2 protein-coding genes are annotated in these 19,537 nt (G+C 66.5%); both read right to left on the bottom strand.

What is annotated here, in order from left to right:
- Positions 1-60 precede the first annotated feature (60 nt).
- Complete coding sequence (locus AC07P1_RS30410; protein ID WP_494699335.1) at positions 61-8,910, bottom strand: type I secretion C-terminal target domain-containing protein; 8,850 nt, start codon at positions 8,908-8,910, stop codon at positions 61-63.
- A gap of 161 nt (positions 8,911-9,071) precedes the next feature.
- The gene (locus AC07P1_RS30405; protein ID WP_494699334.1) at positions 9,072-19,406 is read right to left on the bottom strand and encodes a DUF4347 domain-containing protein; all 10,335 of its coding nucleotides are present in this window, start codon (positions 19,404-19,406) and stop codon (positions 9,072-9,074) included.
- Positions 19,407-19,537: the final 131 nt, after the last annotated feature.

The raw sequence follows: 19,537 nt of genomic DNA, 5'->3' as shown, positions 1-19,537 counted from the left end.
CGTTCCGCCTAATCCGCCCTACGTGTTTCAGACCATGCGCGGTTTCCCGATCGCCGCCCCTTAGATCAGGTAATCCGCCAGCGCCGTCGTCGGCGTGCCGGTCAGCACCGCCACCTGCGTCAGCTCGGCGGCCGACACCGTGGCGTCGTCGTCGCCGGACTTGAACAGATACAAGGTGGTAGCGCTGCCGGTCGAGACCGCGAACAGCGCCGTCTCGCCCGCCGCGTAGACGCCGCTCGCCGAACCGATCACGGCTGCCGCGTTGGCGGCGCCGGCGCCGGCCGCGCGCTGGCTGAACAACACCAGCTCGGCCCCGGAAGCGAAACCGCCCGGCGCATCGCGCGTGTCGGCGCCGTCCAGCGACAAGTCGCCATCGCCCACGCCCAGCGCGGCCAGGTTCAGCGCGAGATGGTCGGTGCCGGAGACGAAGTCGGTGATGGTGTCGGCGCCGGCCAGGCTGTTGAGCACGAAGGTGTCGGCGCCGGCGCCACCGGTGAGCCGGTCACTGCCCGCCCCGCCGGTCAGCACATCGTCGCCCGCCGCACCGTTGAGCACGTCGTTGCCCGCGCCGGACTGGATGGTGTTGTCCAGCCCGTTGCCGGTGCCGGTGAAGGCCGCCGCGCCGGTGTAGCGCAGGTTCTCCACGTTGGCGGCCAACGTGTAACTGGCCAGCGACGTGTCGACGCTGTCGGTGCCGGCATCGAGCGCCTCGACCGCCCTGTCGCCGGCGGCGTCGACCACATAGTAGTCGTCGCCGTCGCCGCCGGCCAGGCTGTCGGCCCCGGCGGCGCCGTTGAGCGTGTCGTTGCCGGCGCCGCCCGCCAGCGTATTGGCCGCCGCGTTGCCGACCAGGATGTTGTCCTGCGCGTTGCCGGTCACGTTGACGGCGATGCCGGCCGCCGCCGTGACGGTGGCGTTCTCGACGTTCTCGGCGAGCACGTAGGTGCCGGCGGCGCTGAAGGCGACGGCGGCCCGGTCGACGCCTTCGAGCGGGGACTCGACGATGACGTCGCCCGCCGCGCTGACGACGTAGACGTCGTCGCCGCCGCCACCGGTCATGGTGTCGTTGCCGGCCAGGCCGTCGATGGTGTCGTTGCCGGCGCCGCCTTGCAGCGCGTCGTTACCGGTCGTGGCGACGTTGCCGCCCAGTTTGATCGCCTCGATGGTCATCAGGATGTCGGCGAAGTACACGGTGTCGATGTTGCGCAGCGTGGCGACGTTGCCCGCCCGGTCGCTGAGCACGACGTCGCTGGCGTTCGGGCGCGCGATCGTATAATCGGCGAACGCGCCCGCCAGGCGGGCGGTGTCGTCGCCGGTGCCGCCGTCGAGGGTATCGGCGCCGGCCATGGCGAACAGCTGGTCGTCGCCGGCGCCGCCGGCCAGGCTGTCATTGCCGTCGCCGCCTTGCAGCGTATCGTTGCCGCCACGGCCATCGAGCCGGGCGCCGCCGCCACCGCCGAAGATCAGGTTGTCGATCTCGTTGCCGGTGCCGGTGAACGCGCCCGAGCCCTGGTAGAACATGTCGTCGACATTGGCGGACAAGGTGTAGGCCGACGCCTTGGTCAGCACCGTGTCGAGGCCGCCGCCGGCCAGCTCGGTGATCACATCGCCGGTTTCCTCGACCAGATACAGGTCGTCACCCGCGCCGCCGACCATGGTGTCGTTGCCGGCGTTGCCGACGAGCGTGTCGTCGCCGTCGCCGCCGGCGAGCCGGTTGGCGGCCGCATTGCCGGCCAGCAGGTTGTCCGACGCGTTGCCGGTCAGGTGCACGGCGCCCGTCGAGACGACGACCGCGCTCTCGACGTTGCCCCCCAGCACGTAGGTGCCGGAGGCCATCGTCACGCTCACCAGGTCGTCACCCTCGCCGGCGTTCTCGGTCGCCACGTCGCCGGCGTTGTCGGCCACATAGGTGTCGTCGCCGTCGCCGCCGACCATGGTGTCGGCGCCGACGCCGCCATCGAGCACGTCGCCGCCGGCGGTGCCGACGATCACGTCGTTGCCGATGCCGCCGGAGTTGTTCTGCACCTGCGCCAGGGTCATGCCGACGCCGTCGAAGTAGAAATGCTCGACGCCGCGCACCGTGGTGGCCACGCCGTTGGCGTCGGTCAGCACGGTGTCGGTGGCGGTCGTGCGCGTGATTTTGTATCCGGAGAACGCGCCCAGGCTGTTGACGATGTCGAAGCCGGCGCCGCCGTCGAGCGTGTCGCGGCCGGCGCCGGCCTCCAGTTGGTCGTCGCCCAGGCCGCCGGCCAGCGAGTCGTTGCCGGCGCCGCCGACCAGGGTGTCGTTGCCGGCGCCGCCGTCCAGCTTGGCCGCGTTGCTGCTGCCGGCGAACAACTGGTTGGCGTCGGCGTTGCCGGTGCCGGTGAAGGCGCCGCTGCCGTTGAAAATCAACCGCTCGACATTGGCGCCCAGCGTATAGACGGCCGCCTTGCTAAAGACGTGGTCGACGCCCTCGCCGGCTTTCTCGACGATCACATCGCCCGTTTCGGCGACCTGGTATTCGTCGTCGCCGCCGCCGCCGGTGAGCGTGTCGTTGCCGGCGCCGCCGGCCAGCACGTCGTTGCCGGCGCCGCCGGCAAGGTTGTTCGCCGCCGCGTTGCCGCCGATGTAGTTGTCCAGCGCGTTGCCGACGACATTGATCGCCACCTTGGCGGCATCGACCATGATGACCTGCTCGAGATTGTCGGCCATCGTGTAGCTGCCGGCCGCCGCGAAGTCCAGCACCGCCAGGTCCAGGCCTTCGTCCGGCATTTCGACGACGACGTCGCCACTCGCCGAGAGCCGGTAGACATCGTCGCCGAGCCCGCCCGACAGGGTGTCGTTGCCGGCGCCGCCGTCCAGCGCGTCGCGCCCCCCGCTGCCGTGGATGGCGTCGTTGCCCGGGCTGGCGATGTTTTCGCGCAGCTCGGCCAGTGTCAGCGTGGCGTCGGCGAAATCGAAGAACTCGACGTCGTGCACCGTCACCGAGGCCCCCGAGCGGTGCGTGAGCACCACGTCGGTGGCGTTCGGACGGGTCACCGTGTAATTGCCGAAGTAATCCAGCGCGCGCAAGCGATCGCTGCCGGCGCCGCCGTCGACGCTGTCGCGCCCGGCGCCGCTGAAGAAGGCGTCGTTGCCGGCGCCGCCCAGCAGGTTGTCGTTGCCGCGGCCGCCGGCGAGCACGTCGTCGCCGGCGCCGCCGTCCAGTTTGGAGCCGCCGTCGCCGGCCAGGATCAGGTTGTCCAGCGCGTTGCCGGTGCCGGTGAACAGCGCCGTGCCGCCGTATTCCAGCATCTCCAGGTTGGCGCCGAGGGTGTAGCTCGCCAAGGTGGTGGCGACCGTGTCCAGGCCCTCGCCGGCCAGTTCGGTGACGCTGTCGCCGGCCTGGCCCACGCGGTAGAGGTCGTCGCCGTCGCCGCCCCGCAGCGCGTCATTGCCGAGGCCGCCGTCGAGGGTGTCGTTGCCCAGTCCGCCCAATAGCGTGTTGGCGGCGGCGTTGCCCGTCAGGAGGTTGTCGAGCGCGTTGCCGGTCAGGTTGACCGCGACCGAGGCGGCCGCCGTCACGGTGGCGTCCTCGACGTTGTCGGCCAGCGCGTAGGTGCCGGCCCTGGTGAGGGCCACCTGCACCAGGTCGCGCCCGTCGTTCTCGTCTTCCAGAACGAGGCTGGCGGCGTCAACGATCACATAAGTGTCGTCGCCGCCAAACCCCCGCAAGGTGTCAACGCCAAGACCGCCGTCGAGGGTGTCGCTTTCGCCCGCACGGCCGTACAGCTGGTCGTTGCCCGGACTTGGGATGTTGTAGTGCAAGTCCTCTATACGTATGGGCAAGCCGGCGAACTCTAGCGTTTCGACGTTGCGCAGGGTAACCGAATTGCCGTGAAAATCGGTCACGACCGTCTCCGTCGCGCTGATGCGCTTGACGGTGAAAGCGCCGTACGCGTCGCCCGCCATCCATACCCTATCCTCGCCGGCACCGCCGTCGATGGTGTCGCGGCCGCCGCCGGACTGCAATATATCGTCACCCGCGCCGCCGAGCAGGCTGTCGTTGCCCCGGCCACCGCCGACGAAGTCGTCGCCAGCGCCGCCGTCCAGTTTGACGCCACCGTCGCCGCCCTCCAGCATATTGTTCAACTCGTTGCCTGTACCGCTGAAGCCACCGCTGCCGATAAAGGACAGGCGCTCGACATTGGTACCCAACGCGTAGCTGGCGCGCGTGGTGCGCACGGTGTCGAAGCCCTCGTCGACCGCTTCGACGACGACGTCGCCGGCGTCGGCGACGATGTAGACGTCGTTGCCGACGCCGCCCAGCAGCCGATCGCTGCCGGCGCCGCCATCAAGGGTGTCATCGCCGATGCCACCGTCGAGGATGTTGGCGGCTGCGTTACCGGTCAGCTCGTTGCTATCATAATTACCGATCAGGTTGACGGCGATCGAGGCGGCCGCCGTCACCGTGGCGTTCTCGACGGCGTCAGCCAGATGGTAAGTGCCCGCCGTCTTCAACGCCACCAGCGCCACGTCGGTATAGCCATAGTTTTCCAGGATGACATCGGCGACGTTGTCGATCATGTAGACGTCCGCGCCGTCACCACCGCTCATGGTGTCGGCCCCCGCGCCCCCGTCGAGTGTGTCGGCGCCGTCGGTACCGTAGATCCTGTCGCCGAATGGCGTGACCGTGTTGTAGACCACGGTGTCCGGGTCGCGGGTGAAGTCGGAAAACTCAAAGCCTTCGATGTTGCGAACGGTGAGTGTATTGCCGGCCTTGTCGACCAGCATGATCTCGGTCGCGCTCGTACGGGTCACGGTGTAGTCGGCGAAATCACCCAACCCGCGCAACAGGTCGAAATCGTCGCCGCCGTCGATGGTGTCCCTGCCAGCGCTGACGACCAGCACGTCGTTGCCCTGCCCGCCTTGCAGGTTGTCGGCACCGCTGCCGCCATACAGGGTATCGTCGCCGCCGCGGCCATCAAGCCGCGCGCCGCCGTTGCCGCCGTGAATGACGTTGTTCAATAGATTGCCGGTCCCGGCAAACGCCGCCTTGCCCGCGTAGTCGAGCGCCTCCACGTTGTCCGCCAACGTGTAGCCCGACAACGTGGTGCGCACCACGTCTTCCCCCTGGCTATCCAGTTCGACGACCACATCGCCGGCATCGGCGATGATGTACACATCGTCGCCGAAGTCGCCGATCAGCTGGTCCTTGCCGGCGCCGCCGTCGAGCGTGTCGTTGCCGTCGTTGCCGTACAGCTTGTTGGCTGCGGCGTTGCCGGTCAGGACGTTGCCGCCCCGGTTGCCGTAAAGGTCGACCGCGACCGAGGCAGCGGCCGTGACGGTGGCGTTTTCCTGGTAATCCCCCAACAGGTAGCCGCCGGCGGCGGTGTAGGCCACTTGAACCAGGTCGATGCCGCCGTCGTAAGCCTCGACGACCACGTCGCCGTAGCGCTCGACGACGTAGGTGTCGTCGCCGCCGCCGCCTGTCATCATATCGTCACCGAGGCCGCCGTCGAGCGTGTCGGCGCCGGAGGTGCCGTCCAGCCTGTCGTCCCCCATGCTGGCGATGTTGTATTGAAGTTGCGCGATGGTCCGGGTGGCGTCGGCGAAGACCACCGTCTCGACATTGCGCAGCGTGAGCACGTTGCCGCCGGCGTCGGTGAGCACCGTGTCGACAGCGTTCGGCCGGGTGACGGTGTAGCCGGCAAGGGCGCCCAGTCCGCTCAGCACGTCATCGTCCGCGCCGCCGTCGATGGTGTCCTTGCCGACGGCGCCGACAAAGCTGTCATTGCCCGCGCCGCCCACGAGGCTGTCGGCGCCGGCGCCGCCGGTGAGCACGTCGCCACCATCGGCGCCGGTGAGCTTGTTGCCGCCGTCGCCGCCGGTGAGCACATTGTAAAGCCCGGTTCCGGTGCCGGCGAACGCCCCTTTGCCGGTGAAGGTCAGCCGCTCGACATCGGCGCCCAGCGTGTAGCTCGACAAGGTGGTACGCACTTCGTCGAGCCCTTCGCCACTGTATTCGGTGACCACATCGCCGACGTCGGTCACGATATAGACATCGTTCCCGGTGCCGCCGAACAACTTATCGGCGCCGGCGCCGCCATCGAGGGTGTCGTCGCCGCCGATGCTGATGAGCGTATTGGCTGCGGCGTTGCCGGTGAGGGCATTGGCCAGCATGTTACCCATTAGATTGACGGCCGCCGTCCCGGTGATGACGGCGTTTTCCAGCCCGTCGACCAGCGTGAAAGTGGCGCCGCCGGCCAATGACACGCGCGCCGTGTCCGTGCCGTGACCAGCACCTTCGACGATGGTGTCACCCACGTTGTCGACGATATAAGTAGTGTCGCCGGCGCCGCCGGTCATGGTGTCGGCGCCCAAGCCGCCGTCCATCGTTTCGCTGTCCGATCCGGCGCTGCCGCGCAGGCTGTCGTTGCCGGGGCTGGCGATGTTGTCTTGCACCTGCGCCAGCGTCCGGTCGCCGTCGGCGAAGGCGAAGTTCTCCACGCCGCGCACGGTGATCACGTTGCCCGCGCCGTCGGTCAGCACCGTGTCGGTCAATGTCGGCCGCGTGACGACATAGTCGCCGAACTTGCCCAAGCCTTGCAGCAGATCGGCGCCGGCGCCGCCGTCGACGCTGTCCTTGCCGGTCGCGCCGATGAAGGTGTCGTCGCCCAGGCCGCCGATCAGATTGTCGGCGCCACTGCCGCCGATGAGTTTGTCGTTGCCGGCGCCGCCGTCGAGCTTGTTGCCGGCGTTGCCGCCGGTGATCACGTTGTCGAGCGCGTTGCCGGTGCCGGTGAAGACGGCCGCGCCGGTGTAGGCCAGGTTCTCGACGTTGGCCTTCAGCGTGTAGCTCGCCAGCGAGGTGCGCACGGTGTCCGTGCCCTCACCCGCCAACTCGGTGACGACATCGCCCGTGACATCAACCACATAGGTATCGTCGCCGCTGCCGCCTGCCAGCTTGTCGGCGCCGGCTGCGCCATCGAGCGTGTCGTTGCCGGCGCCGCCGCTCAGCGTATTGGCCGCCGCATTGCCGCTCAGATGGTTGTCAAGCGCGTTGCCGGTGATATGGACCGCGACCGAGGCGGCCGCGGTGACCGTGGCGTTCTCCACGTGGTCCGGCATGACAAAGGTACCCGTCCTCGTATAAGCGACATCCACCGTGTCATATCCCATGTTTTCTTGTTCGATGACCACGTCGCCGGGCGACGCGACCACGTAGTGGTCATTGCCCGCGCCGCCGATCAGGATATCGCCCTCGCCACCCGCCGGTTTCGCCCCGGCCGTCAGCACGTCGTCACCACCGTAGCCGATCAGGTACTGGGACACGCCGCCGCCGATGATGGTGTCGTTAAAGTAGCTGCCGTCCATGCTCTGATGCCAGCTCGCGTCCTTCTCGGCCAGAAGCAGCCGGCCCGTTACGGGCGAGCCGTCCGGCGAGATGCCGCCCACAAAATTGCTGGCATCCAGATCGCCGACCCGGACGTTGGACAGCACCGCCACCGTCACGAAGTCGAATTCGGTGCCGGCGACGCCGTCCAGGTCATACTGCAACAGGGTGTCAGCCCCCTCCTGCACCAGGCGGATGACGCCGGCCTCCGCCGTGAAGGGATTGCCACCGGCATAGCCGGGATTGTCCGTGCCGAGATGCCACCTGGTGCTGCTATTCAGCAATTCGGTTAGATCGATCTGATCGCCGCCCTTGCCCGCAACAAAATCCTCGACGTGGAGACGAGCGACGCCATCGGGATCAATCATCTCGTACGTGTCGCGCCCGGCGCCGCCGTTCGCGGTGACACGGCCGGTGCCTTGGAGATACACGCTGAGCACATCGTCGCCGGCGCCGCCTTCGACCACCAGCGAAACGGTGCCAGTAACGTTGCGTTCCGTGCTGCCCCACAAGGCGTAGAAAACATCGTTACCATCGCCGCCCACCAGCGTATCGCCATCATCTAACTTGCCGGTCAGCGTATCGTTACCGGCGCCGCCATCAAGGTAATCTTCCGCTATCCCGCCATTCAGATAATCGTCGCCCGCGTCACCATACAACATGTCAGCGCCCGTATCGCCCGACAGAAAGTCCGCGCCGTCCCCGCCGGCGATGGTGTCGTTGAAGTGACCTCCGTCCAAGGTATCGGCGTTAGCGGTACCGGTGACGACGCGGCCCGCAACTTGCGCGCCGGAGGGATCGACCGGCGAGGCGGGCAGACCATCAACAAAATTATCCGCGGTCAACGTGCCGGCATCCACGCCTTTGAGCGTCAACATGGTTTGAAAATCGGACCGGTTTCCGGCCGCGCCATCCACATCGAATTGCAGCAAAGTGTCGGCGCCGCTCTGGACCAGGCGGACATACCGGATGTCCGGTCCGAACGGGTTGCCCCCCCGGTAGCCGTTGTTTTCCTGGGAGGCGCGATCGAGCAGCGCGTCCAGGTCGATCCGGTCGCCACCGGGGCCGACCATGAAATCGAGGATGGTGGCGTTGGTGCTTCTTATGTCTCGGAGGCTATAGCTATCGCTGCCCAGGCCACCGGTCAGCGCCATGCTTGTCGTGTTCCAGCCATCCTGGATGCCCAACTCGAAGACGTCATCTCCGCGCCCGCCATCGGCAATGATGGTGCCATCGAGACTGCCCTCTACGCCTATGATGATCGTGTCATCGCCAGCGCCGCCCAAGAGCGTGTCGATGCCGCTATTGCCCCATGCCAGCAGACGATCATTGCCATCGCCACCGTCGAGAAGGTCGCCGGCGCGACCGCCCAACAGCGAATCATCGCCATTTTGCCCCAGCAGGACATTGCCGAAACTGCTCGTCATCGTGTTTAGGTCGTCGTTGCCGTCCGCGCCCACCAGCGTATTGTTACCGCCCCACACAAAAATAAAATCGTCGCCGGCGGTGCCGTTGATTACTTGTCCGCTGGCATCGCGGTCGATCGGCAACATGCCGTTCGTTGGGCTAGGAACGCTTGCGTCGGTAGGGCTAGTTTTGGCCATTGGAATTAAATATATATATATTTATTAAAAATTTATGTTGGCAGATCGACAGGTAAAAACGAGCAAATGCGTATCCGTTCCACGTGGTCCGGATACGGCTTGCCGCGCCCTTAGATCATGTAATCCGCCAGCACGGTGCTTGGCGTGCCGGTCAGCACCGCCAGCTGGGTCAGCTCGGCGGCGGAAACCACCGCGTCGGCGCCGCTGGACTTGAACAGGTACAAGTTGGTGGCCGCGCCGGTCGAGACCGCGAACAGCGCGGTCTCGCCAACGGCGTAGGCGCTGCTTGCCGAGCCGATCACGGCGGCGGCGTTGGCGGCGCTGGCGCTGGCCATGCGGGCGCTGAACAACACCAGCTCGGACTCGTGCGCGAAACCGCCCGGCGCCTCGCGCGTCGTGGCGCCGTCGAGCGACAGGTCGCGATTGCCCACGCCCAGCCCTGCCAGGTTCAGCAGAAGATGGTCGGTGCCGGAGACGAAGTCGGTGACCGTGTCCGTGCCGACCAAGCTGTTGAGCACGAAGATGTCGGCGCCGGCGCCGCCGGTGAGCGCATCGTTGCCGGCGCCGCCGTCGAGCAGATCCGCGCCATCGCCGCCGATCAATTTGTTGGCGGCCGCATTGCCGGTGATTTCGTTGTCGAGCTCGTTGCCGGTGACGTTGACCGCCCCCGCGCCGAGGGCCGACGTGACCACCGCACGCTCGACGTTGGCCGCCATGACGTAGGTGCCGGCGGCGCTCAGCGCCACCAGGACCGAGTCGTACGCGCCATCGACCGTTTCGACGACCTTGTCGTTGACGTTGTCGACCACGTAGACATCAAGGCCGTACCCGCCCGTCATCGTGTCGGCGCCGGCGCCGCCGTCAAGCGTGTCGTTGCCATCGGTGCCGAACAGCTGGTCGGCGCCGGTGCTGGCGGTGTTTTGCTGCACCTGCGCCAGCGTCTTCAGACCGCCGTTGAAGTAGAAGTTTTCAACGTTGCGCACCGTGTAGACATGGCCGTCGCCATCGGTCAGCACGGTGTCGGTGCCGTTTGCGCGGAAGATGCTGTAGCTGGAGAACGCGTTCATGCCGTAGAAAGCGTCCAGGCCGGCTCCACCGTCGATGGTGTCCTTGCCTTCGCTGGCCTGGAATTGATCGTCACCCACGCCGCCGGACAGGCTGTCGTTGCCGGCGCCGCCGACCATGAGGTCATTGCCGGCGCCGCCATCCAGCGTGGCGCCGCTGCTGTAGCCGGCGTACAGGCGGTTGTCGCCGTCGTTGCCTTTCCCGGAGAAGGCACCGGTGCCGTCATACATCAGGTCCTCCACGTTGGCCGCGAGGGCGTGGGCGGCCAGCTTGCTGTACACCACGTCGTAACCTTCGCCGGCGTTTTCCCGTACCTGGTCGCCGCTGTCGGCCACCCAATAGATGTCGTCGCCGATGCCGCCGGCCATGGTGTCGCTGCCGGCGCCGCCGACCAGCGTGTCGTCGCCGGATTCGCCGCGCAGGTTGTTGGCGGCGGCGTTGCCGCCCAGGTAGTTGTTCTCCCCGTTGCCGACGATATTGATGGCGGCGGTGCCGGTGATAATGGCGTCCTCCAGATTGACATCCATCGTGTAGGTGCCGGCCGTCGCGAACCCCACTTCGACCATGTCATGGCCTTCGTTCCACTCTTCGTAAACGTAGTCGCCCGGCGAGGACACCTTGTAGAGGTCGTCGCCAGCGCCGCCTGCCAACACGTCGTCGCCGACGCCGCCGTCGAGGATGTCGTCGCCGGCACCGCCAATGACGGTATCGCTGCCGGGGCCGACACTGTTGCTCAGCATCTGCTCCGTCGACTTCACGGTGCCGCCGAAGCCGAATGACTCGACGTTGCGCACGGTGACCTTGGCGCCGGAATTGTGCGTCAGCATGGTGTCGGTCGCGTTCAGCCGCACGATGCTGTAGGTGCGGTAGTCGTCCAGGCCCCACACCGTGTCGTTGCCGGCGCCGCCGTCGATGGTATCGACGCCGGCCGATGCCTCGAACTCATCGTTGCCGACGCCGCCGGCCAGGCTGTCATTGCCGGCGCCGCCAACGAGGAAGTCGTCACCGCCACCACCGTCGAGCTTGGAGCCGCCGTCACGCGCGCCCATGAAATTGTCGAGGGCGTTGCCGGTGGCGGTGAACATGCCGCTGCCGGCGTAAAACAGCAGCTCGACATTGGCCGCCAGCGCGTAGCTCGACAAGGTGGTGATCACCGTGTCGGCGCCACCGTCGGCCAGCTCGGTGACCACGTCGCCGCTCTCGGTGACGACATAGATGTCATTGCCGGTGCCGCCGGCCATCTGGTCCGCGCCGGCGCCGCCGTCGATGGTGTCGTTGCCGGCGCCGCCGCTCAGGGTATTGGCGGCGGCATTGCCGGTCAGCCTGTTGTCCAGGGCGTTGCCAACGAGGTTGACCGCCACCGAGGCGGCGGCCGTCACCGTGGCGATTTCCACGTTGTCGGCCAGCGTGTAGGTGCCGGCCGCCGTCAGCGCCACCTCGACGGTGTCGTTGCCGCCATCGGCGCCTTCGAGCACGACGGCGGCCTTGTCGGCGATCACGTAGGTGTCGTCGCCGGCGTAGCCTTCGAGCGTATCGGCGCCGAGGCCGCCATTGAGCCGATCGGCGTCCCAGCTGCCATACAGGTGGTCGCCGCCGGGGCTGGGCAGGTTGTATATCAGCTCGTCGAGCGTGGCGTGCCAGTCGCTGAACTCCACCGATTCGATATTGCGCAAGGTGACCATGTTGCCGGCGCCATCGGTCAGCACGGTGTTGGTGGCGCTGACGCGGGTCACCTTCACCTGATCGTGCGCCACCGACTGCATCCAGAAACGGTCCTGGCCCAGGCCGCCATCAATGGTGTCGTTGCCGCCGCCGCCCAGGAAGTCATCGTCGCCCGCGCCGCCGATCAGGTTGTCGTTGCCAGTGCCGCCGACCAGTGTATCGTTGCCGTCGCCACCGTCGAGTTTGTTGCCGAAATTGCCTCCGGTGATCTCGTTGTCCCCCGCATTGCCGATGCCGGTGAAGGCCACCGTGCCAGTGTAATTCAGTAGCTCGACGTTGGCGGCCAGCGCGTAGCTGGCCAGCGACGTCTTGACAACGTCGCGGCCCGCGTCCACGGCCTCGGTGATCACGTCGGCGGCGTCGTTGACGAGGTAGACGTCGTCGCCATCGCCGCCCAGCAGCTTGTCGCTGCCGGCGCCGCCGTCGAGGACATCGTTGCCGCCGCCGCCGATCAGCGTGTTGGCGGCCGCATTGCCGGTCAACTTGTTGTCGAGATCGTTGCCAGTCAGGTTGACCGCCACCGTGGCGGCCGCCGTCACCTTGCCGGTCTCGACGTTGTCGCCCAGCGTGTAGGTGCCGGCGGTGGCCAGCGCCACCAGCGCGACGTCGTTGCCGAAGTACTGGCCCTCGATGACGACATCGCCGACATTGTCGATGACGTAGGTATCGTCGCCGTCACCGCCATCCATGGTGTCGGCGCCGGCGCCGCCGTCCAGCGTGTCGGCGCCGGCGCCGCCCGCCAGGGTATCGGCGCCGATGCTCGGCACGTTGTACACCAGACTCTCCAGTCCCAGCGGACCGTCGGAAAATTCGAACCATTCCACATCGCGCACGGTCAGCATGTTGCCGGCTTTGTCGGTGAGCACGATATCGTCCGCGTTCGGCCGGCTGAGGGTGTAATCGGCTCGCGCGCCGAGACCGGTCAGCGCATCGCCGCCGCCGCCGCCGTTGATGGTGTCCTTGCCGGTCGCGCCGATGAAGGTGTCGTCGCCCAGGCCGCCGATCAAGTTGTCGGCGCCATTGCCGCCGGTGAGCTGATCGTTGCCGGCCCCGCCGTCGAGCTTGTTGCCGGCGTTGCCGCCGGTGATCACGTTGTCGAACCCGTTGCCGGTGCCGGTGAAGGCCGCCGTACCGGTATAGACCAGGTTCTCGACGTTGGCCGCCAAGGCGTGGGTCGCCAGCGACGTCCGTACGGTGTCCGTCCCCTCGTCGGCCAGCTCGGTGACGACATCGCCGGCCACATCCACCACATAGGTATCGTCGCCGGCGGCGCCAACCAGCTTGTCGCTGCCGGCAGCGCCATCGAGCGTGTCGTTGCCCGCGCCGCCGATGAGCGTATTGACGGCCGCATTGCCGGTCAACAGGTTGTCGACGTCGTTGCCGGTGAGGTTGACCGCCACCGAGGCGGCCGAGGTCACCTTGGCGATCTCGACGTCGCCGCCCAGCGTATAGGTGCCGGCGGTGGTCAGCGCCACCAGCGCGACGTCGGTGCCGAAGTACTGGCCTTCATTGATCACATCGCCGACGTTGTCGATGAGGTAGGTATCGTCGCCGTCACCGCCATCCATGGTGTCGGCACCGGCGCCGCCGTCGAGCGTATCGGCGCCGGCGGTACCGTACAGGCTGTCGTTCAAGACGCTGGGAACGTTGTACTGTACCTGCGCCAGCGTCTGATCTCCATCGGCGAAGGCGAAGCTTTCCACGCCGCGCACGGCGATCACATTACCCGCGCGATCGGTCAGCACCGTGTCGTCCGCGTTCGGCCGGGTGACGACATAGTCGGCCCGCGCGCCCAGACCGGACAGCACATCGGCATCGCCGCTGCCGCCATTGATGGTGTCCTTGCCCGTCGCGCCGATGAAGGTGTCGTCGCCCAGGCCGCCGATCAGGTTGTCGGCGCCATTGCCGCCGGTGAGTTGATCGTTGCCGGCCCCGCCGTCGAGCTTGTTGCCGGCGTCGCCGCCGGTGATCACGTTGTCGAGCGCGTTGCCGGTGCCGGTGAACGCGGCCTTGCCGGTGTACGCCAGATTTTCGACATTGGCCGCCAGCGTGTAGGTCGCCAGCGACGTGCGCACGCCGTCCGTGCCCTCGCCCGCCAATTCGGTGACGACATCGCCGGCCACATCCACCAGATACATGTCGTCGCCGCTGCCGCCAATCAGCTTGTCGGCGCCGGCGGCGCCATCGAGCCTGTCGTTGCCGGCGCCGCCGGTCAGTGTGTTGGCCGCCGCGTTGCCGGTCAGTTCGTTGTCGAGTTCATTGCCGGTGAGGTTGACCGCCACCGAGGCCGCCGCCGTCACGGTGGCGTCCTCCACGTTGGCCGCCAGCACATAGGTGCCGGCCGCCGTCAACGCCACCTCGACCACGTCGAGGCCTTCGCCCTCGCCTTCCACCACCACGTCCGCCGCGTTGAGAAGCACATAGGTGTCGTTGCCCAAGCCGCCGCTCAAGGTGTCGACGCCGAGGCCGCCGTTGAGTACGTCGGCGTCGTCGGTGCCACGCAGACTGTCGTTGCCGACGCTGGCGATGTTGTCTTGCACCTGCTCCAAGGTCCGGTCGCCATCGGCGAAGGCGAAGTTTTCCACGCTGCGCACGCTGATCACGTTGCCCGCGCGATCGGTCAGCACCGTGTCGGTCGCGGTCGGCCGCGTCACCACATAGCTGTCGAAGTTGCCCAAACCTTGCAGCAGGTCGGCGCCGGCGCCGCCGTCGACGGTATCCTTTCCAGTGGCGCCGATGAAGGTGTCGTCGCCCAGACCGCCGACCAGATTGTCGGCGCCATTGCCGCCGGTGAGCTGATCGTTGCCGGCTCCGCCGTCGAGCTTGTTGCCGGTGTTGCCGCCGGTGATGATGTTATCCATGGCGTTGCCGGTGCCGGTGAAGGCGGCCGCGCCGGTATAGGCCAGGTTCTCGACGTTGGCGGTCAACGTGTAGCTCGCCAGCGACGCGCGCACGGTGTCCGTGTCCTCGCCGGCCAGTTCGGTGACGACATCGCCCGCCTCGGCCACGATGTAGGTGTCGTTGCCGGTGCCGCCCTTGAGGACGTCGCTGCCGGCGCCGCCGATCAGCATGTCGTTGCCGGCGCCGCCGGTCAGCGTGTTGGCCGCCGCGTTGCCGGTCAGGACGTTGTCGAGTTCGTTGCCGGTGAGGTTGACCGCCACCGTCGCGGCCGCCGTCACGGTGGCGTTTTCCAGGTTGGCTGCCAGCGCGTAGGTGCCGGCAGCCGTCAGCGCCACCTGGACCAGATCGAGGCCTTCGCCGACGCTTTCCACCACCACGTCGGCCGTATTGAGGATCACATAGGTGTCGTCGCCCAGGCCACCGCTCAAGGTGTCGACGCCGAGGCCGCCGTTGAGCACATCGTTGCCGTTGGTGCCGCGCAGGTTGTCGTTTTGGCCGCTGGGAACGTTGTCCTGTACCTGCGCCAGCGTCTTGTCGCCATCGGCGAAGGCGAAATTCTCCACGCCGCGGGCGGTGATCACGTTGCCCGCGCCGTCGGTCAGCACGGTGTCGGTCGCCGCCGGCCGCGTGACGACGTAGTCGCCGAACTTGCCCAGGCCTTGCAGCAGGTCGGCGCCGGCGCCGCCGTCGACGGTATCCTTGCCTGTCGCGCCGATGAAGGTATCATCGCCCAGGCCGCCGATCAGGTTGTCCGCGCCGTTGCCACCGGCGAGTTTGTCGTTGCCGGCCCCGCCGTCGAGCTTGTTGCCGGCGTTGCCGCCGGTGATGATGTTGTCGAGCGCGTTGCCGGTGCCGGTGAAGGCGGCCGCGCCGGTATAGGCCAGGTTCTCGACGTTGGCCGTCAACGTGTAGCTCGCCAGCGACGCGCTGACGCTGTCCGCGCCCTCCCCCGCCAGTTCGGTGACGGTGTCACCCGCCTCGGCCACGATGTAGGTGTCGTCGCCGGTGCCGCCCTTGAGGACGTCGCTGCCGGCGCCGCCGATCAGCATGTCGTTGCCGGCGCCGCCGGTCAGCGTGTTGGCCGCCGCGTTGCCGGTCAGGACGTTGTCGAGTTCGTTGCCGGTGAGGTTGACCGCCACCGCCGCAGCCGCCGTCACGCTGGCGTTTTCCACGTTGGCCGCCAGCACGTAGGTGCCGGCCGCCGTCAACGCCACCTGGACCAGGTCGAGGCCTTCGCCGGCGTTTTCCAACACCATGTCGGCCGCGTTGAGGATCACGTAGGTGTCGTCGCCCAGGCCGCCGCTCAAGGTGTCGACGCCGAGGCCGCCGTTGAGCACGTCGTTGCCGTCGGTGCCACGCAGGTTGTCGTTTGAGGAACTGGGGACGTTGTCCTGTACCTGCGTCAAGGTCTTGTCGCCATCGGCGAAGGCGAAGCTTTCCACGCCGCGCACGGTGAGCGCGTTGCCCGCGCCATCGGTCAGCACCGTGTCGGTCGCGGTCGGCCGCGCGACGGCATAGTCGCTGAACTTGCCCAGGCCTCGCAGCACGTCCGCGCCGGCGCCACCGTCGACGCTGTCCTTGCCGCCGCCGGCGGTCAGCACGTCGTCGCCCAGCCCGCCTTGCAGACTGTCGTTGCCGGCGCCGCCGTTGAGGATGTCGTTGCCGGCCGCGCCGTCGAGCGTGGAACCGCCATTGCCGGCGGTGATGCGGTTGGCCAATTCGTTGCCTTTGCCCGTGAAGGCGGCCAGGCCTTTGTAGGCCAGGTTCTCCACGTTGGTTCCCAGCACATAGCTGGCCAGCGTGGTTTCCACCGTGTCGGCGCCCTCATTGACCAGCTCGGTGACCGTGTCGCCCGCCGCGTCCACCACATAGGTGTCATCGCCGCTGCCGCCGGTCAGCTTGTCGTTGCCGGCGCCGCCGTCGAGCATATCGTTGCCCGCATCGCCCAGCAGCGTATTGGCCGCCGCGTTGCCAATCAGCCTGTTATCCAATGCATTGCCGGTCAGGTTGACGGCGATCGCCGCCGCCGTCACGGTGGCGTTTTCCACGTTGGCCGCCAGCACGTAGGTGCCGGCGGCGCTCAGCGCGACGTCCACGCGGTCGATTCCCCCGTCCGCGGATTCCACGATGACGTCGCCCGGCACGTCCACCGTGTAGATATCGTCGCCACCGCCGCCGGCCATGGTGTCGCTGCCTTTGCCGCCATCGAGGACGTTGGCGCCGCCGTCACCTGCCAGCACGTCGTCGAAGTTGGTGACGAGGTTGGTGAAGACTTGCGCCATCGTCCGGCTGCCGTCGGCAAACACGACATGTTCGATGTTGCGCAGCGTGAGGCTTTCGCCGGTCGTCGTGTTGACCAGCAGGGTGTCGGCGGCGTTGACGCGCGTGCGCGCATAGTCGGCGAAGTTGCCCAGCACCGTCAGCGTGTCGACGCCGGCGCCGCCGTCGGCGATGTCGACGCCTGCGCCTGCGCCGAGCTGGTCCGCGCCGGCGCCGCCGAGCAGCGTGTCGTTCCCGGCGCCGCCCAGCAACAGGTTGTCGCCCACGCCGCCGTCCAGCACGTCATTGCCACCGGCGCCGCTCAGGGTGTCCGCGCCGAAGCCGCCGTACAAGGTATTGTCGCCGGTCCCGCCTTCGAGCAAGTGCGCCAGCCAGTTGGCCTGCGTGAGTTGGCTCGCGTTGACGTTTTGAAGCGCCAGCACCGTGACGAACGTTTGGGCGCCGCCGATGCCATCCATATCGTGCTGTACCAACGTGTCGGCGCCCGACTGCAGCAGGCGCACAAAGCCGCTACCGGTCAGCCATGGATTCGTCTTGAAATTAAGGATATCATCGCTGAGCAGCCCTTCTGCATCGACGCGGTCGCCACCGGCACCGACCTTGAAATCGGTGACCTGGAGGATGTTGCCGACGGAAAAGAACGAAATGGGCGTGCCAAAGGTGTCGCTGCCGCTGCCACCGGTAAGGATGCCACTAATGACGCCCAAGCCAGCCCCGCTCCATGCATCGATCACATCGTCGCCGGCGCCGCCATTGATGATTACCGGTGCGCCGTTGTAGAAGATTGCACGGAACGACAAGATATCGTTGCCGTCGCCGCCGATCAGCGTATCGATGCCCTTGTTGCTGTCGCTATCAATCCCGCCGCTGATCAGGTGGTCGTCGCCGCTGCCGCCGTCGAGGTAATCACTCCCCGACTCCCCGCGCAAGGTGTCGTTGCCCGTGCCGCCGATCAGCGTGTCGTCACCAGCACCGCCGCTCATCTTGTCGCCGGTCTCGCCGTCCGGCTGGTTACCACCTTGCAAACGATCGTTACCGTAACCGCCCGCCAGCGTGTTGGTGCCTGTGCCACCGGTGATGGTGTCGTTGTAAAAACCGCCTTGCAGCACGCCCAATCCATTCGGTGTGATAACCACTTGGCCGCCGATTTTGCCGCCGTCCGGCGAAATCAAATCGGTGAAATTTTCTTTGGTCAGGCTGCTTGCATTGACGTTTCGAAGCACCAGGACCGTTTTGTACTCATCGGTCCCGGAGGCTATTCCATCAACATCGTACTGAAGCAAGGTGTCGCTACCGTCCTGGATTAAACGCAGGTAGCGGTATGACGCGTCAAACGGATTGATTGCCGTGGTCATACCGAAAGTGGTGCTATTAATAAGCAACTGGGACACATCGATACGATCACCGCCGGGACCGGCGCTGAAGTCCGTCACGATATTCTGGCCATTAACGTTATACGTCCCAGGGACAAACGTATCCCTGCCAGTACCGCCCGTGGCCAACATTTGTTGGTCGGGCGTGGGAAAGAAAAGCATGTGGATCGTATCGTCGCCGGCCCCACCATCCACCTGCAGCAAAACCGGGCGATCGGTCCATGCGGCATTCAGGATAAGGTCGTTACCATCGCCCCCCGTGACGGTGTCGTTGCCGTCAGCGTAAATGGTGTCGTTGCCGGCGCCGCCGTCAATCAACTGGTCCGCGTTAGGGGAGTACATGTTAATGAGATCATCACCTTCCCCACCTTGAACCGTGTCTCGCCCAGTACCGCTCTCGAGCGTATCATCGCCCGCGCCACCGATGAGCAGATCGTTCTCGAAACTTCCCCAGATGCTGTCATTGCCATTCCCACCGTCCAAATGGTCGCCGCCGCGCCCGGAGCTCGAATAATAACTTCCGCTGATGGAGTCGTCGCCGTCTCCACCCAAGATAGTATCGCTGCCGTACCCTCCTTGAAGCGTGTCATTGCTCGAAGTCCCGGTGTACAGGCCGAGCGTGTCGCCGGTCGCCACGCTCAGCGACGCCGTCTCTACCGTCCCTACCGCCGCCTCCAGCGTCCAGTTTCCGCCCAGCCCGGCGGGACCACTCAGGTCGGTCGACGCGGCAACGTCGGCGCCGGTCGCCAGAGCCAGCGCCTCGATGAAGTGCTGGCCGGCCTCGCCATGGGCGACGTCGCTACCGTACAGCAAGAAGTCGCCGCCTTCGGCCAGGCTCGCTCCGATGAGCCGAAGCTGGAACTGATAGCTAGCCAGATCATCTCTGGTGATCAGCATATTGCCGAGCAATAAGGTGCCGGCGGCTCCGTGGGAGATCAATTGAACCGAATCCAGCCCGGAGCGGCCAATCAGCGCCCGGGCCATCTGCTCCAGGCCGTTCTGCATTCCATCCAGTATGATAATTTCGGTATCCGGACCGACTTGGCCACTGACGAGGGAGGCGCCGCCGGCGCGGCTGTCGATGAAGATAACGTCTTTACTCACGGGAATTCTTTCTGATTGTTTTGGTAACATCACATGTTATCACGATTGCAAATCAGAAATAATGCCTCCAGTCACATTTTGATACAAATAATGCGATTAATTTACACCGGCCGACTTTCCAGTGCCCTTCC

The sequence above is a fragment of the Duganella sp. GW821-FHT07F09 genome, assembly GCF_059418705.1.
This window is presented reverse-complemented; position numbering and strand designations above follow the sequence as displayed.

Excerpts from the sequence above, each read along its gene's own strand:
- AC07P1_RS30410 (WP_494699335.1), bottom strand. The coding sequence starts at position 8,910 with ATGTTGCCGATCGACCGCGATGCCAGCGGACAAGTAATCAACGGCACC.